23 protein-coding genes are annotated in these 23362 nt (G+C 62.9%); 6 read left to right on the top strand and 17 right to left on the bottom strand.

Annotation, left to right across the window (positions count from 1 at the left end):
• The first annotated feature begins 10 nt into the window (after positions 1-10).
• Entirely contained in the window at positions 11-1423 is a 1413-nt protein-coding gene (lpdA, locus tag NYR54_RS01320; RefSeq protein ID WP_261513593.1) for a dihydrolipoyl dehydrogenase, read from the top strand.
• A gap of 56 nt (positions 1424-1479) precedes the next feature.
• On the opposite strand, the gene NYR54_RS01315 is transcribed toward lpdA, so the two are convergent.
• The gene (locus NYR54_RS01315; RefSeq protein ID WP_261513592.1) at positions 1480-1887 is read right to left on the bottom strand and encodes a hypothetical protein; all 408 of its coding nucleotides are present in this window, start codon (positions 1885-1887) and stop codon (positions 1480-1482) included.
• A gap of 136 nt (positions 1888-2023) precedes the next feature.
• Positions 2024-3850, bottom strand: coding sequence for a translational GTPase TypA (typA, locus tag NYR54_RS01310; RefSeq protein ID WP_261513591.1), 1827 nt, complete (start codon positions 3848-3850; stop codon positions 2024-2026).
• A gap of 319 nt (positions 3851-4169) precedes the next feature.
• Here typA and NYR54_RS01305 point away from each other — a divergent pair, with 319 nt between their 5' ends.
• A complete protein-coding gene (locus NYR54_RS01305; protein ID WP_261513590.1) occupies positions 4170-4433 on the top strand; it encodes a DUF2312 domain-containing protein in 264 nt (87 codons plus the stop codon).
• Positions 4434-4437: 4 nt separating this feature from the next.
• Here the strand turns inward: NYR54_RS01305 and NYR54_RS01300 are convergent, their stop codons facing one another.
• The gene (locus NYR54_RS01300) at positions 4438-5691 is read right to left on the bottom strand and encodes an MFS transporter (RefSeq protein WP_261513589.1); all 1254 of its coding nucleotides are present in this window, start codon (positions 5689-5691) and stop codon (positions 4438-4440) included.
• A 265-nt stretch (positions 5692-5956) separates the two neighbouring features.
• A complete protein-coding gene (gene gntR / locus NYR54_RS01295) occupies positions 5957-6991 on the bottom strand; it encodes an HTH-type transcriptional regulator GntR (protein ID WP_261513588.1) in 1035 nt (344 codons plus the stop codon).
• An 85-nt stretch (positions 6992-7076) separates the two neighbouring features.
• Between gntR and NYR54_RS01290 the strand changes: the two genes are divergently transcribed.
• Positions 7077-7661 carry a gluconokinase gene (locus NYR54_RS01290; RefSeq protein WP_261513587.1) on the top strand — a complete coding sequence of 195 codons (585 nt, stop codon included), beginning with the start codon at positions 7077-7079 and terminating at the stop codon, positions 7659-7661.
• A 124-nt stretch (positions 7662-7785) separates the two neighbouring features.
• Here NYR54_RS01290 and NYR54_RS01285 read toward each other — a convergent pair whose 3' ends face one another.
• The 6 genes from NYR54_RS01285 to NYR54_RS01260 all read right to left on the bottom strand — a co-directional run bounded on the left by NYR54_RS01285 (position 7786) and on the right by NYR54_RS01260 (position 14342).
• Complete coding sequence (locus tag NYR54_RS01285; RefSeq protein ID WP_261513586.1) at positions 7786-8697, bottom strand: SMP-30/gluconolactonase/LRE family protein; 912 nt, start codon at positions 8695-8697, stop codon at positions 7786-7788.
• 15 nt (positions 8698-8712) lie between these two features.
• Positions 8713-9687, bottom strand: coding sequence for an ABC transporter permease (locus tag NYR54_RS01280; protein ID WP_261513585.1), 975 nt, complete (start codon positions 9685-9687; stop codon positions 8713-8715).
• Complete coding sequence (locus NYR54_RS01275) at positions 9684-10733, bottom strand: ABC transporter permease (protein ID WP_261513584.1); 1050 nt, start codon at positions 10731-10733, stop codon at positions 9684-9686. The genes NYR54_RS01280 and NYR54_RS01275 overlap by 4 nt, the downstream gene beginning before the upstream one ends.
• On the bottom strand, positions 10730-12250 hold the full coding sequence (locus tag NYR54_RS01270) for a sugar ABC transporter ATP-binding protein (RefSeq protein ID WP_261513583.1): 1521 nt from the start codon (positions 12248-12250) through the stop codon (positions 10730-10732). The genes NYR54_RS01275 and NYR54_RS01270 overlap by 4 nt, the downstream gene beginning before the upstream one ends.
• 78 nt (positions 12251-12328) lie before the next feature.
• Positions 12329-13465 (bottom strand): sugar ABC transporter substrate-binding protein, encoded by a 1137-nt coding sequence (locus NYR54_RS01265; protein ID WP_261513582.1) that lies wholly within the window; start codon positions 13463-13465, stop codon positions 12329-12331.
• Positions 13466-13847: 382 nt separating this feature from the next.
• The gene (locus tag NYR54_RS01260) at positions 13848-14342 is read right to left on the bottom strand and encodes a ferritin-like domain-containing protein (protein ID WP_261513581.1); all 495 of its coding nucleotides are present in this window, start codon (positions 14340-14342) and stop codon (positions 13848-13850) included.
• 236 nt (positions 14343-14578) lie between these two features.
• On the opposite strand from NYR54_RS01260, the gene NYR54_RS01255 reads away from it, so the two are divergent.
• The 3 genes from NYR54_RS01255 (at position 14579) to NYR54_RS01245 (ending at position 17840) form a co-directional block, all read left to right on the top strand.
• Positions 14579-14767, top strand: coding sequence for a hypothetical protein (locus NYR54_RS01255; protein ID WP_261513580.1), 189 nt, complete (start codon positions 14579-14581; stop codon positions 14765-14767).
• Positions 14768-14933: 166 nt separating this feature from the next.
• Positions 14934-16583 carry a cytochrome c oxidase subunit I gene (gene ctaD / locus NYR54_RS01250; RefSeq protein WP_261513579.1) on the top strand — a complete coding sequence of 550 codons (1650 nt, stop codon included), beginning with the start codon at positions 14934-14936 and terminating at the stop codon, positions 16581-16583.
• Positions 16584-16745: 162 nt separating this feature from the next.
• Entirely contained in the window at positions 16746-17840 is a 1095-nt protein-coding gene (locus NYR54_RS01245; protein ID WP_261513577.1) for a YeeE/YedE family protein, read from the top strand.
• Between the two features lie 11 nt (positions 17841-17851).
• Here NYR54_RS01245 and soxB read toward each other — a convergent pair whose 3' ends face one another.
• From soxB to NYR54_RS01210, 7 genes are all read right to left on the bottom strand, one after another.
• Complete coding sequence (soxB, locus tag NYR54_RS01240) at positions 17852-19543, bottom strand: thiosulfohydrolase SoxB (protein ID WP_261513576.1); 1692 nt, start codon at positions 19541-19543, stop codon at positions 17852-17854.
• A 96-nt stretch (positions 19544-19639) separates the two neighbouring features.
• On the bottom strand, positions 19640-20497 hold the full coding sequence (soxA, locus tag NYR54_RS01235) for a sulfur oxidation c-type cytochrome SoxA (protein WP_261513575.1): 858 nt from the start codon (positions 20495-20497) through the stop codon (positions 19640-19642).
• Positions 20498-20547: 50 nt separating this feature from the next.
• Entirely contained in the window at positions 20548-20874 is a 327-nt protein-coding gene (soxZ, locus tag NYR54_RS01230; protein ID WP_261513574.1) for a thiosulfate oxidation carrier complex protein SoxZ, read from the bottom strand.
• 22 nt (positions 20875-20896) lie between these two features.
• The gene (soxY, locus tag NYR54_RS01225; RefSeq protein WP_261513573.1) at positions 20897-21355 is read right to left on the bottom strand and encodes a thiosulfate oxidation carrier protein SoxY; all 459 of its coding nucleotides are present in this window, start codon (positions 21353-21355) and stop codon (positions 20897-20899) included.
• Positions 21356-21380: 25 nt separating this feature from the next.
• The gene (gene soxX, locus NYR54_RS01220) at positions 21381-21845 is read right to left on the bottom strand and encodes a sulfur oxidation c-type cytochrome SoxX (protein ID WP_261513572.1); all 465 of its coding nucleotides are present in this window, start codon (positions 21843-21845) and stop codon (positions 21381-21383) included.
• 106 nt (positions 21846-21951) lie between these two features.
• Positions 21952-22539: a SoxW family protein gene (locus NYR54_RS01215; protein WP_261513570.1), complete on the bottom strand. Its 588-nt coding sequence runs from the start codon at positions 22537-22539 to the stop codon at positions 21952-21954.
• 11 nt (positions 22540-22550) lie between these two features.
• The gene (locus NYR54_RS01210; protein WP_261513710.1) at positions 22551-23285 is read right to left on the bottom strand and encodes a cytochrome c biogenesis CcdA family protein; all 735 of its coding nucleotides are present in this window, start codon (positions 23283-23285) and stop codon (positions 22551-22553) included.
• Positions 23286-23362: the final 77 nt, after the last annotated feature.

The following is a 23362-nucleotide window of genomic DNA, read 5'->3' as shown; positions in this document are numbered from 1 at the left end:
CGGTGAATCCATGGCAGAGCAATATGATGTCGTCGTGATCGGAACCGGCCCGGGCGGGTATGTCTGCGCCATCAAGGCTGCGCAGCTTGGGCTGAAGACGGCTGTCGTCGAGAAACGGCCGAACCACGGCGGCACCTGCGTGAATGTCGGCTGCATTCCCTCCAAGGCGCTGCTGCATGCCACCGAAATGCTGGCTGAGGCCCGTCACTCCTTTGCCGATCTCGGCATCGAAGTGGGCGAGCCGAAAGTCGACCTCAAGAAGATGCTCGCCCACAAGACCAGGACGGTCGAGCAGAACGTCAAGGGCCTCGATTTCCTGTTCAAGAAGAACAAGATCGACACCTTCCGCGGCACAGGCCGGATCGCAGCGGCCGGGAAAGTGGTGGTGACCGGCGAGGACGGCAAGGAGCAGGCGGTCGAGACAAAGAACATTGTCATCGCTACCGGCTCCGACGTCGCCGGAATCCCCGGAGTCGAGGTGAAGTTCGACGAAAAGGTGATCGTTTCTTCGACTGGCGCGCTTGAACTGACGAAGGTGCCGGAAACCATGATCGTGGTCGGCGGCGGCGTTATCGGGCTGGAGCTCGGCTCGGTCTGGTCGCGGCTCGGCGCGAAGGTGACCGTGGTCGAATATCTCGACACGATCCTGGGCGGCATGGACGGCGAGGTGGCGAAGCAGTTCCAGCGCCTGCTTTCAAAGCAGGGCTTCGAGTTCCGACTGGGCGCGCGGGTAACGGACGTCTCGAAAGCCAAAAACGGCGCAAGCGTGACCTTCGAGCCCGCCAAGGGCGGCGAGGCCGAGACCCTGCACGGCGACGTCGTGCTGGTGGCCACGGGCCGCAGACCCTTCACCGAAGGTCTCGGCCTTGAAGCAGCAGGCGTGGAAACGGACGAACGCGGCCGGGTGAGGACGGACGATCACCTGCGCACGAATGTGCCCGGCATCTACGCAATCGGCGATGTGATTGCGGGTCCGATGCTCGCCCACAAGGCGGAGGATGAGGGTGTGGCGGTCGCCGAAATCATCGCCGGGCAGGCCGGCCACGTGAATTACGGCGTCATCCCGAGCGTCGTCTATACGAGCCCCGAGGTGGCCTCCGTCGGAAAGACCGAGGAGGAGCTGAAGAAAGCAGGCGTGGAATACAATGTAGGCAAGTTCCCCTTTACCGCCAACGGCCGCGCGCGCTCGATGCTGCACACGGACGGCTTCGTGAAGGTTCTGGCCGACAAGAAGACCGACCGCGTGCTGGGCGTCCACATCCTGGGCTTCGGTGCCGGGGAGATGATCCACGAGGCGGCCGTGCTCATGGAGTTCGGCGGGGCTGCCGAGGATCTGGCACGCACCTGCCATGCCCATCCGACCATGTCAGAGGCCGTGAAGGAAGCCGCGCTGGCTGCCTTCTACAAGCCCATCCATGCCTGACGGGCAGCGCCGCAGTCTTCGCGGCGACCCGCGGACTGATTATTAGCGCAAGCCCACTACTGCGCGGCCGGTGCTTCGGTCTCCGGCGCGGGTGCCGTATCGCCGCTACCCGGTGCAGGGGCTACGTCCGTTGCATTGCCGCCCGGCGCGGCCGGAGCGGCATCGGCGGGTGCATCATTGCCCGGCGTGGCGGTGGTCGTATCGTCGGGAATGACGATCGTGTCCTCACCTTCCATGGCCGTTTCCGAGCCACCAAAGAAGTCCCCGCCTCCGAAGGCGAAGAATAGCACGACCAGAATTGCAGCGGCGACGGCTACCGCCACGAAGGTGCTTGCGCCGCTACTGGAGCGGACGACCGTCTGGTTTGCCGCCGGGGGAGGCATGGTTTCGTCCCTTCTCGGCTTAACGTAGGGATCGCGAGGATCGCGCGGGCCGGCGGGATCGTTCCGACTGGGGTCTACCATCGAATTTCTCCATTGCAGATCATGGAGATAATGCCGAGCCCCAAAAAACGTTCCGCTTCCGGTTGCGGCGCGCCCGCCCTACCCGCCACAGCATACGCACGGGAAAGCCTTCAATTTGGCCGCTCCCGACGGGTTTTCAGGCCGCTCCGGCGAACTTCTGCTTCTCGAAGCGCTTGCGCTCGTGAGGGTCGAGATAGAGCTTCCTGAGCCGGATCGATTTCGGCGTAACCTCGACCAGCTCATCCTCCTGAATCCAGGAAAGCGCCCGCTCCAGGGTCATGCGAATAGGAGGCGTGAGCTTCACCGCGTCGTCCTTGCCTGCAGCACGGATATTGGTGAGCTTCTTGCCCTTCAGCACGTTCACTTCTAGGTCATTGTCCCTGGTGTGGATGCCGACGATCATGCCCTGATAGACCTTCGTGCCCGGCTCGATGATCATGGGTCCGCGATCCTCGAGGTTCCACAGAGCGTAGGCAACGGCCTCGCCCGGCTCGTTTGCGATGAGCACGCCGTTGACGCGCCCGCCGATCTCGCCCTTGTACGGCTCGTAGGCGTGGAAGAGCCGGTTCATCACCGCAGTGCCGCGCGTGTCGGTCAGGAGTTCCGACTGATAGCCGATAAGACCGCGCGTGGGGGCGTGGAAGACAAGCCGCTGGCGGCCACCGCCCGACGGGCGAAGCTCGATCATCTCGGCCTTGCGTTCCGACATTTTCTGCACGACCACGCCAGCGTGCTCCTCGTCCACGTCGATGACCACTTCCTCGACCGGCTCGAGAAGCTGCCCGTTCTCATCCCTTTTCATCACCACGCGGGGGCGCGAAACGGCAAGCTCGAACCCCTCACGGCGCATGGTCTCGATCAGCACAGAAAGCTGCAATTCGCCGCGGCCGGAGACGAAGAAGGAATCCTTGTCGGACGACTCCTCCACCTTGAGCGCCACATTGCCCTCAGCCTCGCGCAGCAGGCGATCGCGGATAACGCGGCTCGTCACCTTGTCGCCCTCCGTGCCGGCAAGCGGCGAATCGTTGACCAGGAAGCTCATGGTGACGGTTGGCGGATCGATGGGCTGGGCGGGCAGCGGCTCGTTCACCGCAGGGTCGCAGAAGGTGTCGGCCACAGTGCCCTTGGACAACCCCGCGATCGCCACGATGTCGCCCGCATGCGCCTCCTCGATCGGCTGGCGCTCGAGCCCGCGGAAGGCCAGGATCTTGGAGATGCGGCCCTGCTCCAAAAGCGCGCCATCGCGCGAGAGTACCTTGACCGCCTGATTGGGCTTCACGGAGCCGGAAGCGATGCGCCCCGTGATGATGCGGCCGAGGAAGGGATTCGCCTCCAGAATCGTGCCGATCATGCGGAAGGGACCATCCTCCACCTTCGGCTCCGGCACATGCCTGAGCACGAGATCGAAGAGCGGGGCGAGCCCTTCCTCCTTGGGACCGGCGGGATCGAAATTCATCCAGCCGTCGCGACCCGAGCCGTAAAGGATGGGAAAATCCAGCTGCTCGTCCGTCGCATCCAGCGCCGCGAAGAGGTCGAACACCTCGTTGACCACCTCGTCGGGACGGGCATCCGGCCGGTCAATCTTGTTGACGGCGACGATGGGCCGGAGTCCCACCTTCAAGGCCTTGCCAACCACGAACTTGGTCTGCGGCATCGGGCCTTCGGCGGAGTCGACCAGGAGGACGGCCCCGTCCACCATGTTGAGAATGCGCTCCACCTCCCCGCCAAAATCGGCGTGGCCGGGCGTGTCGACGATATTGATGCGCACGTCCTTCCAGACCACTGAAGTGGCCTTGGCCAGGATCGTTATGCCTCGCTCCCGCTCCAGATCGTTGGAATCCATGGCGCGCTCGTCCACGCGCTGGTTGTCCCGCACGGAGCCGGACTGCTTCAGGAGCGCGTCGACAAGAGTGGTTTTCCCATGGTCGACATGGGCGATGATCGCGATATTGCGGAGCTTCATTGGTTCTCTTCGGGGGTCAGTGGAGCAGGCGTTGAGCCGCACCGGCATTTCGTTGGCCGCGCTCATACAGGTTTTTTCGCAATTGCGAAAGGGATCCGCGCGTCCTTGGGCGCGACCTGGGCTCATATGGTACTGCGGCAGCCCGCAAAAAAGGGGCGCGCGCCATCATCCGGAAAGCGAGCGGCCGACGCTGCGGCAGGAACCATGGCCTGCGGCGCGGAACGGCCTTGACCTGAACGGTGCGCTAAGGCATCGAACCGTCATTCCTCGCCTGCCCGAGTCGGGGCCGGTTCCCCTCCCGTTCATTCCGGAGACAGCCATGGCTGACGACATTACCAGTGAGACCGCGCAGACCGTTGCCGCCGGACAGCTCCGCGCTTTCATCGAGCGCATCGAGCGGCTCGAAGAGGAAAAGAAGACGATCTCGGACGACATCAAGGAAGTCTATGCCGAGATGAAGGGCAATGGCTTCGACGTGAAGGCCGTGCGCACGATCGTCCGCCTGCGCAAGAAGGATCAGGCCGAGCGGCAGGAAGAGGAGGCTATCCTGGAGCTCTACAAGGCTGCGCTAGGGATGGTCTGAGGTCTCACCCGCCCAGCCGTTCAGGCACATCGAGGTGGCGTGTGCGGCGCAGCTCTGGGAAGAGCCAGGCCCACAGCGCAGCGACGGCCACCGCGCCCACACCACCGAAGACCACCGCCGGCACGGCGCCGATGAGGGCCGCCATCGTGCCGGCACGGAACTCTCCCAACTCGTTCGACGCGCCGACAAAGACCATGTTGACCGCGTTGACGCGGCCGCGCAAGCGGTCCGGCGTCCAGAGCTGGATCAGCGTCTCACGGATGTAAACGCTGACCATGTCGGCAGCACCAAGTCCGGCAAGCGCGGCGATCGACAGCCATGCCACGGTCGAGACGCCGAAAACGGCGGTGAACACGCCGAAAAAGGCGACGAAGACGAACATGATCACGCCCGCATGATCACGGATCGGATGCCCGGCCAGCCACAGAGTGACCAGCAGCGCCCCGATGCCAGGGGACGAGCGCAGCAGTCCCAGGCCCCAGGGCCCGACCTCCAGGATGTCGCGCGCATAGACGGGCATGAGAGCCACCGCCCCGCCAAGCAGGACGGCGAAAAGGTCGAGCGAGATCGCGCCGAGCACGACCTTCTCCCGCCAGATATAGCGAAAACCTGCAAGCAGCGCCTCGATCGAGGGCTGCTCCGTCCCGGTGCGCTGGGCAGGTTTGGGGATGGAGAAGCAGAAGCCCGCCGCAGCGAGCATGAGCACCGCCGCGGTTCCATAGGCAACTTCGGCCGAAATGCCGTAGAGCAAGCCGCCCGCGACCGGACCTGTGATGGTCGCAAGGTGCCAGGCAGTGGAGTTCCATGCCACAGCGTTGGCGAAATCCTTCGCCGGAACCAGATTGGCGATCAGCGAGGCCGACGCCGGCCCCAGGAATGCGCGCGCAATGCCGAAGACAGCAAGCACCACGAAGACCGGCAGGGCGGAACTGAGCCCCCGCAACGTAAGGATCAGCAGAATGCTGGCGCAGATTGCCTCGAGCGTAACAGAAAGGCCCATGATCATGCGCCGCCCGAAGCGGTCCGCCACGGCGCCCGTTACCAGGAAGAGAAGGAGCGAAGGTGCGAACTGGATGATGCCCACCAGCCCGAGATCGAACGGATCGCGCGTCAGGTCGTAAATCTGCCAGCCCACTGCCACGGAAACGATCTGGGTGGCGAAGGAGGCAAAGGCTCGCGCCAGCCAGTAGCGGGTGAACGCACTGTGACGGAACGCGGCGTAGCGCGCATGAACGACAGGGGCTTCTGTGGTTTCCATGGGAAAAAGCGGCGAGGCTTCCTTCAACCGCGGAGATGCGGCATTGCTTCAGAATCACATGACGGCTCACCGCCTGTTCCGCAGCGACGGATGTGCAATGAGGCCTGCTCGGACGTGCAGATGACAGCGATATACCCGGAATTGCCCAATTCACCAGCCTGAAATGACATCGCCGAAATGATTCGGCAGTATTACATTGCTCCCGAGCGCAACACATCCTCCTTGGCTTCACTTCACCCGATCAATGGGCTTTTCGGCAGGGAGTTCAGTCCGATGCGCCGCAGCTGCCGCGGGCGGTGCTTGCGCGCTTCCTCACTTCGAAGCCGAGATCGACGATCGTTCCTCTGTGGCCGCGGCCGACGGCAATCGCCTCCAGTAGCATTTCCACCGCGCGCTTTCCCATCTCATAGCGGAAAGTGCGCACGCTGGTGATCGGCGGTTCGGCGGCCGCCATCATCTCAAGGTCGTTGAAGCCGCAAATGCCGAGCCGGTCGGGAACGGACAACCGTCGCCGCTGCGCCTCGAACATGACGCCCAGCGCAAGATCGTCATTGATGCAAAACACGGCATCAAGGTCCGGCGCCTGTTCGATCAGCTCGCAAAAGAGCTGCGAACCCAGGCTGACGGACGAGGGCTCGGCGGTGGTCACGACCCGCTCTTCCGAAAAGAGGCCGGCCTCGGCCGCTGCCTGCCGGAAGCCCTGGAAGCGGCGCTGCGTGCGCGGGTCCATTCTGGCGCCCATGAAGGCAAGCTTGCGGTAGCCTTGCTCTATCAGATGGATCGTGGCGGCGCGCGCGGCCTCGTAATGCGAAAAGCCGATCATTATGTCGACGGGATTCTCGCCCGTTTCCATGATCTGCACCACCGGACAGGACGCCGTTTCAAGCAGGCTGCGCCCCCTTTCCGACTGGTCGATCCCGGAGACGATGAGCCCGGCCGGCTTCTGGCCAAGAAAAACCTTGAGCAGCTTCTCTTCTTTGAGGGGCGAATACCGCGTATTGCCGAGCTGGATGTCGAAGGGGGTCTTTTCGACCGCCGTATAGATGCCCCGCAGGACATCCGCAAAAACGCTGTTGGTGACGGAAGGAATGATGACGCCGATGACGTCCGTCCGGCTGGAAGCAAGCGCCCGCGCCGCCGGGTCGGGCACATAACCGAGCAGATCTATGGCCCTGGAGATTTCCTCGCGCAGCTTGAGGGAGACCTTCTCCGGTGTGCGCAGCGCGCGTGATACGGTGATCGCGCTAACACCGACATGGGCTGCCACATCGGACAGTGTCACCTTCCTGCCGTCGCGCATTCCGCAGCATTCCTCCCATTCGCCGTTTTCATCCTAATGCAACATGACCGGCACATGCTAGCCATCGTTGCGTGACAGCGCTAACATGACTGAGTCATCAGATGAACTGCCCGAGGAGGAGCATGTGACCGAACGCTGCCGGAACGCCATCGTCATGGGTGTAAGCGGCGTCGGCAAGACTACGGTGGCGGAGCGCCTCGTCGAAGCCTTCGGCGGCCACTTCCTCGAAGGCGACAGGTTCCATCCGGAACGGAATATACGGGCCATGTCGAGCGGCATTCCTCTCACCGACGAGCACCGCTGGGAATGGCTGGCGCGCATCGCGGAGGCGGTGACGGCGCTGAACGCTGAAAGCAGCGCCCCGGCCTTCATCGCCTGCTCGGCGCTCAAACGCCGCTATCGCGATTTCCTGCGCGAAAGGATGGGGGCGTTCGCACTCATCTTTCTGGACGGCGAGCGGGAGGTGATCCGAAGCCGCCTCGCTGTCCGGAAAGGTCATTTCATGCCGGCCACTCTTCTCGACAGCCAGTTCGACACTCTGGAGCCTCCAGACCTGCTTCAGGAGAAACCCATTTGCCGGATCGATGTAGCGCCCAGCGTGGAACAGGTGGTGCGTGAGGCGATCCCGTTCTGCCGGCGGCACCTTATCGGCATCAGTGAGCGCGAATAGGGTTCATTCGGGCTTTTCGCTGCAAGACCCGAATGAACCAAATGCCTGGCTTCCCGAAGTTCGGCATGTCGCTGCTCTCCCCCGGACCGCAACTCGCCGCTCCGAAGGAACGAAACGGGAAGCCTTACAGCCCGCAGCCCCTTGCATTCACATAGACCGACAGCAGCATGGTCGTGGCGCAGATGAACAGGCGGTTGCGCTTGGGGCCGCCGAAGCAGACATTGGAAACCACGCGAGGCGTGCGGATCTTGCCGAGCAGCGTGCCGTCGGGCGCGAAGCAATGCACCCCGTCGCCGGCCGAGGACCAGATATTTCCGTTCGTGTCCACGCGGAAGCCGTCGAACAGGCCCGCCTCGCAAGTGGCGAACTCGCTCCCCGCGCCAACCTTCTTTCCGCCGTCCCGAAGGGGATAAGCACGGATTACCGGCTTGCAGTCCGGGCGGTGCGTGTGCCCCGTATCGGCCACGTAGAGGATGCTTTCGTCGGGCGAGAAGGCGAGTCCGTTCGGCTGGACCATATCGGTAATAACGCAGTCCACCGTGCCGTCGGGATCGATCCGATAGACGAACGAGCCACCGATCTCGCTTTCCGCCGCGTCGCCCTCATACTCGCTGTCGATGCCGTAAGTGGGATCGGTGAACCAGATGGAGCCGTCCGATTTTTCCACCACGTCATTGGGGGAATTGAACCTCTTGCCCTCAAAATGGCTCGCAAGCACCGTGCGCGAGCCGTCAAATTCCCGGCGGGTGACCGCCCGGCCGCGATGCTCGCAGCAGATGAGCCGTCCCATCCGATCAACCGTATGGCCGTTCTGGTTGAGGCAGCCCTGCTCGAACACCGAAACGGCGCCACTCGTCTCGTCCCAGCGAAGGAGCCGGTCGTTCGGGATGTCCGACCAGATCAGATAGCGCCCGGCGGGGAAATAGGCCGGGCCCTCCGTCCAGCGGCCACCGGTCCACAGAACCTCCACATCGGCATTCATGTGGATGAGCTTCGCGAAGCGCTCGTCGCGTATCTCGTAGTGTTCCTCCGCCATCGCGTCTTGCCTCCCTCAGAACGTGACTTTCGAATTGCGCCCGTAAACGAGCAGCATGGCGATGATCACCGCGCCGTAGATGATCTGGCGAACCGCCTCAGGCATCTGCATCATCGACAGGACCGAATTCAAGAGCACGATGAGGATAACGCCGACAAGCGTTCCAATATAGCGGCCGCGGCCGCCCAGGATATGCGTACCTCCGAGAACCACGGCAGCGATCGAGGGCAGCAGGAAGATGTTCCCCATGCCCTGGTAGGCCTGCGTGGCGTAGCCGGCGAGAAGTATCCCCGCGATGGCCGCGCACACGCCGGAGCAGACGAAGGCCCCGATGATGACAAGGCGGGTACGGATGCCGGAGAGATAGGCCGCCGCTTCGCGGGACCCCGTGGCGTAGATCGCGCGGCCGAAGGCGGTCCGGCTCAGCATCACGGCAATCACGACCGACACCAAAGCCCAGACAAAGACGGCAGAGGGGATGCCGAGCACCCTGCCGGAGGCCAGAAAACGCATTAGCGGCGTCGCATCCGTCTGCGGCGCAAAGCCGCCCGTATGGAAGACCATGAGCCCGCGCAGCACGCTGTCGACGCCGAGGGTGAATATCATGGACGGGATGCGCAGCACCGCCGCACCAAACCCGTTAAAGAGGCCCACCGCCAGCCCCACGGCGATACCCGTCGGGATCGCCATTTCACCCCCAACAGCGGTCGCCATCATGGCCGCCGTGGTCAGCGTCCAGGGGATCGACAGGTCGATGTGGCCGAGAAGTATCACCACCATCATGCCCGCAGCGCAGATGCCGAGGAAAGCGCCGGTCTGCAGCTGCTGGAGCAGGTAGTTGGGCGAAAGAAGCGGCGCCGTGCCCTGGGTGAGCATTGTATAGGCGGTGCCTATTATCAGGATGACGAGAACGAAGCCCGCGGCGATCAGGACCGGCCGTTCCTCCTCACGAATGCGCGCGATGGCGCGCGTGATGGCGCTTGCGGTCATCGGAAAAGCTCCAGCCTGTTCTTCACCCTCAGCGTGCGCAGCGCACCAAGACTGACCGCGCCAAGCAGCACCACGCCCTCGATCAGAGGCTGCAGCAGCGGGTCGATCGCCAGGATGCGGAAGTAGAACGAGATGACGCGCAGGATCAGCGCGCCCACAAGCGAGCCGATCGCGCCGCCCACGCCGCCATAGAGCGACGTGCCTCCGAGCACAACGGCAGCGATAGAATTCAGCGTATAGGCGCCAGCCTGGGTAACGTCGGCATTGCCCGAAGAGGTCTGAATAGCGAGATAAAGGCCGGCACAGGCGGCGAAGAGACCGGCGAGCGTGAAGGCGGCGATCTTGGCACGCTCCACCGGCAGGCCCGACATGTAGGCAGCCCCTTCCGCTGAACCCACCGCATAAACGGTGCGCCCCATCTGCGTATTGCGGAAGGGAAGCCAGATGAACAGCACCACCGCAAGCACGATCAGAAGCGGAACCGGGATGGCGGCAAAGGGCTGAAGCCACGCCGCCTCGCCGCCCTCGGCAAGGCCGTAGGTTTCGGCGAAGTCGAAAACCGTGTTGGTCATTGCCCAGCTGAGATCATCATCGACCTCGCCGCCGGGACGCGGCCTGATCAGCAGCGCAAGCCCGATGGCGACCGCCCCCGTGGCGAGCGTGGTGATGATGGGTTGGATTCGCCCGTAGACGACGATCAGGCCATTGACACAGCCGAAGGCCGCGCCGCAGGCAAGGGTAAGCAATGCACCGAAAAGCATCTCGGCCGGCGTGCCGGTGAGCAGCTCGGAGGCGATGCAGTTGGTGAGCGTCATCACCGCGCCGACGGAGAGGTCCAGCCCGCCGGTCAGCACCGGCAAGGTTTGCGCCATCGCCACGAAAACGATCGCCACCGATTCATTGGTGTTCTGGATGAGCACCGCGGAAGAAAAGCCGCGCGGATGCAGCATGTGGTAGACGAGGTAAAAAACCGCAAAGAGAAGAAGAGCGCCGAGAAACGCCCGATTTCTGAGCGCGGCGCTGTGAAGGCGCTTGGCGAGCCTCATGCCGCTGCCTCCGGCGCGATATTGAGCGAGGCGGCGACGATGGCCTCCTCGGTGATCCCCTCCCCTTCCAGCTCGGCGACGACGCGGCCGTCATACATGACCGACACGCGGTCGCAGCAGCCGATCAGCTCCGCATAGTCGCTCGAATAGAAAAGGACCGCCTTTCCTTCCTCGGCAAGGTCGCGCATCAGCCGGTAAATCTCCTGCTTCGTGCCAACGTCGATGCCGCGCGTGGGGTCGTTGAGCAGGATGAGGTCCGGTTCCACCATCAGCCACTTGGCGATGACGACCTTCTGCTGGTTTCCGCCCGAAAGGGTGGCAACGATGTCGCGGGGGCTGCCAAGCCTGATCCGCAGCTTCTCGATGGCAGCCGATATCGCCGTCTCCGCCTTGGCCCGGTCGATGAACGGCCCGCTGGAGACCCGCGCGAAGGCGGAGGCGAGCAGATTGTCTGCGATGGGCAGCTGCAGCATCAGCCCTTCGGTCTTGCGGTCCTCCGGCACGAGGGCAATGCGCGTCCTGGCGCTGCGGGCGGCAGCCGGCGAGGCAGGAACGCCTTCCATGCCCCCCACCTTGACCGTTCCCTCGACCTGCCGCAGGACCCCGAAAAGCGCGAGCAGCAGCTCCTTCTGGCCTTGCCCGTCGAGACCGCCGAGGCCGACGATCTCTCCGCGGCCCACCGAGAGGTCGATGCCCTTCAGCCTGTTTTCCCATCTCAGGTTCTTCACCTCCAGAAGCGGCTCACGGCGGCGCGGTTCGGGCCTGGGCGGGAACTGCGTCTCAACATCGCGCCCGATCATCAGGTGGACGATTTCCCGGTCGCTCTTTTCGCCCTTCGCGAAGGTTTCGATGTGCCGGCCGTTCCGGAACACCGAAAGGGTATCGCAGAGTGCCTCCACCTCATGCATGCGGTGGGAGATGAAGAGACAGGCGACATCCTGCTCCTTGAGCTCGGCCAGAAGGTCGTAGACCGTCTGGACGTCGCGGCTGGTGAGCGCCGACGTCGCCTCGTCAAGAATGAGCAGGCGCGGCTCCTGGCCCAGCGCCTTCGCGATCTCCACCATCTGCCGGCGCGAAAGGCTGAGCTGGCGCACGAGCGCGTCCGGATCGATGTCCTCGCAGCGGATGCGGGCCAGCAATTCCTCCGCGCGGCGGCGCTGCCTGCGCCGGTCGATCATGCCGAAGCGCTTCGGCGGATCGGCCAGCATAATGTTGTCGGCCACCGACAGATCCGGGACCAGCGAAAGCTCCTGGAAGATGCAGACGATCCCGGTCTTCGCGGCTTCAGCCGGTGTTGAGAAGCGGACCGGCCTGCCCTCCACGCGCATTTCGCCGCTGTCGGCCGCCAGCACGCCGGACATGATCTTGATCAGGGTGGATTTTCCCGCGCCATTTTCCCCGAGGATGGCGTGGATGCTTCCCTTCCGGCAGGCGAAGGCGACGTTCTCCAGCGCACGGATGCCCTGGAAAGACTTCGTCACGCCCGCCAGCTGGATGAATGGCTGGTCACTCGGCATGCGCTTTGGGCCCGGATGAAAAGGCTCTAGGACAGGCGGAAAGAGCCGCCGGCGCAAGGCGCGCCGGCGGAGCAAGCCTCACTTCACGTCTTCCTCGGTCTGGGCCATGATCGCCGGACCGGAGATGTTGACGCCGCAAGGCGGGAACTCGTTTACGGTGAAGAAATTGTCCGGCAGGTCGGACCAGTAGTTCACGCCGTCCTCAAGCTCATCATAGGTAGCCACAGGCAGTGGCACGGAAATGAGCTGGGGCATGGGATTGCCTTCGAGTGCGGAGATCGCCGCCTTCATGGCAATGGCGACGAGGCCTGGCGACTGGCCGATCGAAATGCTCTTCAGGCCTTCGTCCGCATGCTCGGCGATCAGCTTACGGAAGCCGTTTTCAGACTCGCCCGCAACCGGCACGAAGGGATGGCCGGCATCAATCATGGCCTGGACAACGCCGGTGCTGCCGCCCTGGGTGATGATCGCATCGAAGCGCTCGTGCACGGCAATGGCGTCTGCGGTCACCTTCTGCGCGGTGCCATCGTCCCAGTTGCCAACCACCTGCACGACTTCCCAGTCACCGCCGGAGGCATCGAGCACCTCATGAATGCCGACCGAGCGGTCGCGGTCGACCGAATTGCCGGGCAGACCGCGCACCTCGAGGATCTTTCCGGAGGTCTTTCCCTGCGCCTCCAGCTCCTTCAGCACGAAACGCGCCCACGTGCGGCCCATCTCGAGCTGATCCTCGTTGACCTGCATCACCTTGTCGGTGTCGAGCACGTTGTCGAAGGGAACCAGCACCACATCTTCCCGGTCCGCAAGCCGGATCACCCGGTCGAAGCCGTCTGGCGAGACCGCAATGGTAACGATCGCGTCGAAGCCCTGGTTGATGAAGTCCTCGATCGCGCCAAGCTGCGCGGGCGCATCCGTTCCGGTCGAAACGACCTTGAACTCGCTGATCTTGTCAGCCACGGAGGGGTCCTGCGCGAAGGCCTTGGCCGTCTGGATCATTTGGATGCGCCAGGTGTTGCCCACGAAGCCGTTCACGACCGCGATGCGGTAGGGTCCCTCGCGTGCAGGCCATTGAAGATATTTAGTGCTTTCATCCCACGGCGCAAAGCACTCGGGCTCCGGTCCGGGTCCTTCCACGACCTCGGGCCCTGCGAATGCAGCGGCACTCGTAGCCGCCAGCGCTGCGATGGCCATCGTCAACTTGGCTGTTATGTTCATGTTTTTCCTCCCTTAAGCACTTAAAACGCCAGTTGCTTGGTCTGCCTTTCTCCCGGCGACGCCGCAGCCGTTTCCGCGCGGAAACGGCTGCGCGTGACACGGATTTTCAATAATGCGGTCGGTAATGACAGCGCTGACATACGTGACCGGGGCGGTCCGTAAAACGCTGCAACAGTCCTCAACCTCCCATTTTCAAGCCTCCTGTCTGGAAGCATAATTCGGGCAAGCTGAATTGACAATGCTAGCGCTGTCAAATTCGCGGGGCGAGAATGTCAGCAACATGCCTGCGACCGCCGGAAGCTGGCATAGATCCCGTTAGCGGGGATCAGAACGGCACGCGCGACCTATGAATGCCCTCTTCTGCGCGAGACAAGGAGGGCTGCTACAGTTCAGCTGCTTCCAAGGCGAGAAACCTGTCCGTGATGCCTTCCAGATGGTCTTCCAGCCAGTCGGCCATCGCCTGCTCCTCCTCGAGAATCTCCCTGCAGACGTCGGCCGTCTCGGTATCTCCCAATTTCTCCGCCGCCGAAATCAGGATCCTATAGCTGGCAATCTCCATATGCTCGAAGGTGTAGCTTGCAAGGACGCCTTTCATCACCTCGTCGCCCGTGAAGATGCCGCTGAGCGCCTGGCCGAGGGCCATCAGCTTGGTTCCCACATCCTTCACGGTTGAGGTGTCGCTGCCGTGGCGGCGAAGACACTCGCGAACTCGTTCCGCCTGCCGCCGTGTCTCGGTGACGTGCTGTTCAATGCGTGCCTTGAGTTCCGGGTAACTCTCGATACGCCGCGCCAGATTGCTGAGCATGGTGATTGCCTGCTCTTCAGCGGCGTGTGCATCCTTGAGCCACGAAAGCATATGGTCTTTTGGATTTGTCATTGTGGAGCTCCATCCTCGCAACGGCGCTCGAACCTTGTGATCTTCGGGATTGTTCCGGGATTGCCCTTCAGGAAACATTGCTCTTGGGGGCTTGCGCGGGTCGCTGACGAACACGGTCTGGCGGCAGATACGCGGCTGAAGAATGACTTGCGGCCCACCGCGCCCATTCGCGGAGCGTCGATCTGTCCCGCGGCATCCATTTTGACCTGCCTCCCACCTCGCCTATAGTGCCCGCCATGCGAAAGATCGGACAGTTCATCCTTTGGGTTCTGCTGGCGCCCGGCGACTGGGTTTCCGACCGGCTCGGCGTGACGACCGATCAAAACCGGGATCTTGTCCGGATGCTCATCAATTCGCTTTTCTGGATCATGATTGCCGTCATCGGCCTTGCGATCTGGACGTCGGGCATGCCCATATTTCAGTAGCGCAAGCCGCTCCGCCCATGGGCAGCCGGTCCGCGCCCCTGGCAAACGGATAGATGGGATATCACCCGCCGCATAGCGCGCTGGTTCTTCAACCCGCGCCGGAACTTATCGGCACCGGCTTCGTTCACCCATTTGGCCTCGATGCCAAGGACCGGGGATTTCAGCCATGGCGTCCGAAACCGTTCACAAGATGCACCAGGACCGTCCGCGCGGCTGGGTGCGCTGGATCCACTCCACAAATCACAAGGACATCGGTACGCTCTATCTCATCTTCGCCATCACGGCGGGGGTAATCGGCGGTTTCCTGTCCATCATGATGCGCTGGGAGCTGGCGGAGCCTGGTATCCAGATCTTCCACGGGCTGGCGGCCATGGTCTACGGGTTCGAGGGCCCGGCGGCCATCGATGCGGGCAAGGAGATGTACAACGTCTTCACCAGCGCTCATGGCCTGATCATGATCTTCTTCACGATCATGCCCGCCCTCATTGGCGGTTTCGGCAACTGGATGATACCGCTCATGATCGGGGCGCCGGACATGGCATTCCCGCGTATGAACAACATCTCCTTCTGGCTGCTGCCGCCGTCGTTCCTCCTGATCCTGATGTCGCTTTTCGTGCCGGGCGCTTCCGGCGCCTATGGTGCCGGCACCGGCTGGACCCTCTATCCCCTGCTTTCCACTGCCGGTCAGCCGGGCCCGGCCGTCGACATGGCGATCCTGTCGATCCACATTTCCGGCGCGTCGTCGATCCTCGGCGCCATCAATTTCATCACCACGATTCTCAACATGCGCGCGCCCGGCATGACGCTGCACAAGATGCCGCTGTTTGCCTGGTCAATGCTGATCACGGCTTTCCTTTTGCTTCTCGCGCTGCCCGTCCTCGCCGGCGCGATCACCATGCTGCTGACGGACCGCAATTTCGGGACGACGTTCTTCGCACCTTCCGGCGGCGGTGACCCGATCCTCTACCAGCACCTGTTCTGGTTCTTCGGCCATCCCGAAGTCTACATCATGATCCTGCCGGGCTTCGGCATCGTCAGCCACGTGATCTCGACCTTCTCGCGCAAGCCGATTTTCGGCTATCTCGGCATGGCCTATGCCATGGTGGCGATCGGCGTGATCGGCTTCGTGGTATGGGCTCACCACATGTTCACCGTCGGACTTTCGCTCGACGCGCAGCGCTATTTCACCTTCGCGACGATGGTGATCGCGGTGCCGACGGGCGTGAAGGTCTTCTCGTGGATCGCCACCATGTGGGGCGGGTCGATCACTTTCCGTGCTCCCATGCTATGGGCGATGGCCTTCGTGTTCCTGTTCACTGTCGGCGGCGTGACGGGCGTTCAGGTCGCCAATGCGGGGCTCGACCGCGCGCTGCACGACACATATTACGTCGTCGCGCACTTCCATTATGTCCTTTCGCTCGCCGCGGTCTTCGCCATCTTCGCGGGCTGGTACTACTGGTTCCCGAAAATGTCGGGCTACATGTACAATCCCTTCATCGCCCGGCTTCACTTCTGGATCATGTTCATGGGCGTGAATGTAACGTTCTTTCCCCATCATTTCCTCGGGCTTGCAGGCATGCCGCGCCGCTACATCGACTATCCGGACGCCTTTGCGGGGTGGAACATGGTCTCGTCCTACGGCGCTTACATTTCGGCCATCGGCATACTCATCTTCCTGTTCGGTGTGGCCGAAGCCTTTGCGCGGAAGCGGCTGGCAGGCTCGAACCCCTGGGGCGAAGGCGCGACAACGCTGGAGTGGCAGCTTTCCTCACCGCCGCCGTTCCACCAGTGGCAGGAGCTCCCGCGCATCAGGTAGCAGCGGCTTACGCCCTGCCTCAAAGGCTGCGATGGAACAGGAATCCAAACCCGGCTTGATTGCCGGTTTATCGATCCCTGTCGACATGCCCGTGCGCATCATCGTATCCTGAATTTTGTCCGCAACCCGTTATCCTTCGGCGAGTCACACCGGAAGCTGACGATGGATCTTGTTCCTCTCATAGACAGGCTGGGCGAGCCGGGCACGGCCGTGCTCGGCGGTGCCATCGTCGCGCTGGTCTTCGGCTTTCTCGCGCAGCGCAGCGCGTTCTGCACGCGCTCGGCCGTGCTCGATCTTACCCGCGGTCGCGACCTGAGGGCGCTCGCCACCTGGATCGCCGGCTTTGCCGCCGCCCTGCTCAGCGTTCAACTCCTGCTGCTTTACGGTGAGCTCGATGTGGTGGAAACGCGGTTCTTTTCGACCGCGCAGAGCCTGTCGGGCGCGCTGATCGGCGGTGCGCTGTTCGGGCTTGGCATGGTGCTCACGCGCGGCTGCGTTTCCCGCCTGCTGGTTCTCGCCGCCTCGGGCAATCTGCGCGCGCTTTACGGAAGCCTCATCGTCGGCGTGGTTGGACTCGCAACATATAGCGGCGTGCTTGTCCCGCTGCGGGATGCAATCGGCGGGCTGTGGAGCACCGCACAGGTCGGCGGCAACGACATTCTGGCTCATGCCCGGCTCGGCCGCTGGGCGGGCGTGGCTCTCGGCATCGTGCTTGTCCTTGGCGCGCTGGTGCTTTGCGTCAAGGTCCGGCTGTCGCCATGGCGTACACTGGGCGGTATAGGCGTAGGACTCACGGTCGCCGCCGGCTGGTGGTTTACCTACACGCTTTCCCAGCAGGTGTTCGAGCCGATCCAGGCCGAAAGCCTTTCCTTCATCCGGCCGCTTGCCACGACCGGCGAGATCGCAATCGGTTCCGATACGATTGCCGGGCTGGATCAGGGCGTGCTCTTGGGCGTGCTCGCCGGCGCGTTTCTTGCCGCCTTCCTCTTTCGCGAATTCCGGGTGGTTACCTTTTCCGAGCCAGGCGCGCCCTCGATCCTGCGCTATACGATCGGCGCCGCGCTGATGGGCTTCGGCGGCATCCTCGCCGTCGGCTGCACGATCGGCGCTGGCTTCACGGGCGGCTCGGTGCTGGCGCTGTCTTCGATCATAGCACTCGCGGCAATGATGACGAGCGCCGCAATTGCCGACAGGGTTGTGGATGGGCGTAGGGCCAGCGCGGTCTCAAGCAAGGAAGTGCCCTCTCCGGCCGAGTAGGCCGGGCCGCCTCAGCCCGCGATCCTGACCGAGCGGTTATCCTCAAGCCGCACCACGGGATTGTGCGACAGATATTCCTCCACCACCTCCCAGATCGGCGGGCCTTCCGTACCTTCATTCACTGAGGCCCAGCCAGCCACGACATAGTCCTTCGCCGGATCGACGGGCTCTCCAGTCCGAAGCAGCGTCATGCCCGAAATGCGGCTGCCCATCTCAGCTTGAGGGTCAATCGTGTAGGCCATCCCGCCCACGCGTACCATGTCGCCACCCTGCTGGTAGTAGGGATCCTTGTTAAACAGGTTGTCTGCCACGTCCTCGAGAATGGCCTTGATCGTCTCGCCGTTCATGGTCGAGCGGTAGGCCGCGGGATAGGTCATGGCGCAGGCGTTGTGCAGATCCTCCACCGTGATCGTCTGGCCGGGCAGCAGCGAGGCCCCCCATCGGAAGCCGGGCGACAGGGCGATGTCCGCCTCACGAACCTCCAGCAGCGCCTGGCAGAACAGATCGTCGAAGGTGCCGTTGAAATTGCCGCGGCGGTATAGCAGCGTTTCGGTCGTGGCGAGCTCGCGTTTCAGCTCGGCCTCATAGGGCGCGCGCAACCGGCTGACCAGCGCCGTGGTCTCCGCATCCGGCGTGATGACGTCGGAGAAGATGGGGATCAGCCGGTGCCGGAAGCCCTTCATCTCGCCGCCCTGAACGTCCACGTCGAGGCGGGTGACGAATTTGCCGTGCGAGCCGCTGGCGATCACCAGCGTTTTGCCGACAATGACCGGTTCCGGCAGCGCGTCATGGGTGTGTCCGCTCAGGATCACGTCGATGCCGGTCACCCTGGAGGCGAGCTTGCGGTCCACATCGACGCCATTGTGGGAGAGGAGCACGACCAGCTCCGCGCCCTCCGCGCGCGCGGCCTCGACATTGGCTGCCACATCCTCCTCCCGGATGCCGAACGACCAGTTGGGGATCATCCAGGACGGGTTGGCGATCGGCGTATACGGGAAGGCTTGGCCCAAAACCGCGACCTTCACGCCGCCCCGCTCGAACAGTCGGTAGGCTTCAAATGCGGGCTCGTTCCATACCGCATCATAGATGTTGCCGCCGAGAAAGGGGAAAGGCAGCGCGTCCATGATCTCCTGGACGCGCTCCGCGCCATAGGTGAATTCCCAATGGCCGGTCATGGCATCGGGTGCGAGCGAATTCATCGCCTCCACCATGTCCTGCGCCTTGGTCTGCAGCGAGGTGTAGCTTCCCTGCCAGGTGTCGCCGCCGTCGAGCAGCAGCATATTGTCGGCGCGCTCGGCCCGGATATGCTTGATGACGGTCGCGATGCGGTCGAAGCCGCCCATCCTGCCATAGGTCCTGGCGAGCGACACGAAATCGTCCGACGTCAGCGCATAGGCCTCGGGGCTTCCGGGTTCGATATTATACAGTTTCAGGAAATCCACCCCGGTGACGTGGGGCGGAAGACCGGCCGCCTCGCCCACACCGATATTGATGGAGGGCTCGCGGAAGTAGACCGGCATGAGCTGCGCGTGAAGGTCGGTCAGGTGGACCAGCGTCACGTTGCCGAAGCTCTCGAAATCGAGCAGGTCGTTCTCCGTCAGCGCCTGCTGCGCCGCCGCCCGCGACCACTTTCCGGCAAGCCCCGAGCCGGCAATGGCCGACAGCGCCGCACCGGCCATCAAAAATTCGCGTCGAGAAAACATGCTTCCACTCTCGCAATCAAATGCCGGGCCGGCACTCGCCAGAGCCTTTTCCGCGCAAAAGCGGGTGGCGGCGGGCTGCTCGCCCGCCCGATTCTGCTACTGGCGGACCGCTGGCGTTTCGACAGAAAGCCCGGTGCCGCGCCAGGTGAGATACACCTCCAGCGCCATCAGTTCGTCGGAGAAGGCCGCCGGAGTTTCAGCGCGCGTATCGCGGATGCAGCCGCGCAGGCGGTTGTGCAGGGAGACCATGTCCGCCTGCTTGAGCCGGTAGGTCGGAAACCCATTCGCTTGGCCCTGGCTCAGATGGTCAGCGCGGATATACAGGCCGGAATTGGCCTCGTGGCAGGACGCACAGGCGAAGTTCAACTGCCCGGTGCGCAGGTAGTAGCGCTCCTTGCCACGCTCCCACCAGCTCTGCATGTCGCCTTCGGCAAGATCGAGATTTACTGGCTCGCCGAGCGACTGATGCTTGATGTAGGTCGTCAGCGCCTTCTGGTCGTCGGAATCGAACTTGTAGGGCTCGAGCCCCATGTGCTCGACGCGGCACTTGTCGATCCTGAGCTCAATATTGATGGGGCGCTGGGAATCCGCATCCCACTTGGGATAATGCGCAGCGATGCCGGCCATGGATTCGGCCGCATCGCCGTGGCAGGACGCGCAGGACTGGCCGGCAGGGCCTTCGACCGTGTTCCAGATCTCCTCGCCCCGCTCGACGTAAAGCATGCCCGGATTCTCGAAGGAATCAGCCTCCAGTTGCCGCGTCTCCGCCTCGCGGAACAGCCAGCCCGAGAGAACCTCGTCAAAGGGAAGGCCTTCCTGCGCCTTGGCCCGCGTGGTCATTTCCACGCCGTCGATGCTGAGCGTCTCGTCCACAGGCTCGGCCTGCACCGCCGAAAAGGCGAGTGCCGAAGCGACGAGCACGCCTGCGCCGATTGCGGCAAATTTTCCTCTCACGGGCAATCCCTCCCAAGCTCCACGGCGCATACACTTTACCCCGCCTTTATTCACTTCACCTCGATCTTTTCCTCGGCCTCGTAGACCGAACCGTCGTCATCGACCCAGGTGAATTTGAACGTCCCGCTTTCAGCGACCTTGGCGTTGAACTCGAAATAGGGATTGGCCGAGATCGCCGGGTCGATGTCGCACGAGAACACCGTCTGCCCGTTGAAGTCGCAGGTGAACTTGTTGATGATCTTGCGCGGGATCGTATTGCCCTCGCTGTCCTTGCGCTGGCCAGATTCCATGTCGTGGCTGATCAGCGTCTTGATCGTGATCACCTCGCCGGCCGCGGCCGTCTTCGGCACCTTCACACGTGGTCTGGGAGTAGCCATTCCAGTCGTCCTTCCTGACAGATCAGCCGCCGCAGCCGCCGATGGTCACCTTGACCTCTTTCTTGTCCATGTAGAACGTGCCGTCAGCCATCTTGGCGATGGCGATGACGTTCTGCGTCTTGGCAAGGCGCATGCGCGTTGTGGCGGCGGCTGCGCCGCTCATGGGCGTGAAACTGAAAACGACGACACCGGGATTGGGATTGCCCTCGGCCAGGATCGCAATCGATTCAACCATGTCGTCGCCGCTCATGGCGCTTTCTACACTGACAGAAACGGGCACGGTGTTTCCGTTTTCCGCGATCTCAGGAGTCTTCAGCGTGAGCTTGCCCGCCTCGGCAGGAATGATCCCGCCAGTGAACTCCTTGATCGCAACCTCGGTCGCAGCCGCATCAGCGACCGCCGGGGCCGCGCGGAAACCGGCGGCCGCGAAGACGGCCGCACCCGCGGAAAGCCCCAGGGCCTGACGTCTGTTTATCTTCATTCCTCTACTCCTTGCGCTGGCGCGCTTATTCCTTGAGCGTGGCGAGATAGGCCACCACATCCTCGACCTGCTGCGCCGTCAGGATGGTCTGGCCAACCCTGTCCTTGGCGACGTTCGCCCCCACATTGAGCGAATAGAAGCCGGGCATGACCGTCTCTTCCCCGAAGACCTTCTTGGCGTCGGCAACGATGGCGCGAAGCTGCGCCGGCTCCCAGCGGGAGCCTACCCCGTCAAGCGACGGTCCCACCGTTCCGTGGAACAGCTCCTCTTCCATGGCGGAGTTGGCATGGCAGGCGAGGCAATTGCCCAATCCGCGGTCCCTGAAAACCTCGGCACCCGCTTGCGGATCGCCGGGCACGCCCGTAAGCGACTCCGCAACAGCGAAATCCTCGAACTTGACCTGATCCGGCGGGACCGCTTCACCGGCGGGAGCGGCGGCCGCCTGCAGCGCGAAAATCGCTCCGGCAAAAATCGTCTTCGCAAACTTCATAGAACCATTCTCCCCCTGCCGTGCGCTGTGGCAGGCCAACCCCTAACTGGCCCTGCCGGACCATTTAAACGATGCATATGATTTTTTGCATATATCGCCACGGCCGCTACTCCACGTCCTGCCTGCCGGCGGCCCGCAGCTCGGCAAGTCTCCGGGCGTGGTATTTCTGGAAATGCTCGCCGTTTTCGTAGCCCTTCTGGGCGACCCACTCAAACATGTGCAGGAAGACCCATTTGCCGAAGGCGCCGGGCATCGTTGCCACCGCGGCCTCGGCGACCGACTTTCCTTCCGGCAGCTCTTCAGGGAGAAAGACTATAGTTGGCGTAAAGACATAACCCCATTTGCGCGCGGCGGTCTTTTCTGTCAGCACCTCGCCGTCCAGGTCGGTGACCTCTTCGTCTCCAAACATGTTGTATTGAACGACCTTGAAATGGGCCTTGATGAAGTCGCGCACCTCCGGGTCCGCGAGAAGCTCCTCGTGCAGCTTCCGGCAATAGATGCAGCCCCGCTGCTCATAGACGATGGCGAGGCGCTTTCCCTCGGCAGCGGCTTCCTCGATGTCTTCGGCAATGTCGCGGAAGGTGATGGAGAACCAATCCTGCTTGTGCAGGCCGTCGTCGCCGATTTCGACCGAAAGGGCGGGAAGGGCGAGCACGGCATTAAACGCAAGAGCGGCAAGAATGAGTCTGAACATGGCTGCGACCTTTAACCGATGGTCTGGAAGACCGGGAACATCTCAAGCAGCCAGTAGGAAATGGTCGACATCTGCCCCGTGATGAATAGCAAGCCAGTGAGGATCAAGAGCCCGCCCATCAGCATCTCGACCTTGCGCATATGTTTCCTAAAGCACACCGCCCAGTCGAGGAACCGACTTGCGAAAAACGCCGCCAGGAGGAAAGGAATTCCGATTCCGAGCGAATAAATGGTCAGAAGTCCCGCTCCGCGCGCGGCCGTCCCCTCCGAGCCTGCAATGAACAAGATCGCCGCGAGCACCGGGCCGACGCATGGCGTCCAGCCGAAGGCGAAGGCAAGCCCGATAATGTAGGCACCAACCGGTCCGGCGGGCTTTCTGCCGACCTGAATCCGTGCTTCGCGGTAAAGCAGGCCGATGCGGAACAGGCCGAGGAAATGCAGGCCCATGACAATGATGATGATGCCGGCAATGAAGGAGAGCACGCCGAAATACTGCGCGATCGTCCTGCCCACGACGCTGGCGGTCGCCCCGAGCGCGATGAAGACCGTGGTGAAGCCGAGCACAAAGGCGAATGCGGCGATGACGATGCGGCGCTTGCGCTTCGATTCCAGGCTGTCGGTGCGCAGTTCATCGAAGCTCACGCCTGCAAGCCATGCGAGGTAAGGCGGCACGAGCGGCAGAACGCAGGGGGAGGCGAAGGACAAAAGCCCCGCCATCAGCGCTGCCCCGGCACTCACCTCCAGCATCATTTTCCGCCTTCTTGCACATGCAGCGACCGCGCCGCCGCGAAACCCCGTGGAAGATATTCAGAAATTCCTATATG

Source organism: Chelativorans petroleitrophicus (genome assembly GCF_025398195.1).
Taxonomy (GTDB): Bacteria; Pseudomonadota; Alphaproteobacteria; order Rhizobiales; family Rhizobiaceae; genus Chelativorans; species Chelativorans petroleitrophicus.
Note: the sequence above shows the minus strand (reverse complement) of the source record. Positions and strands in the feature narration are given on the sequence as shown.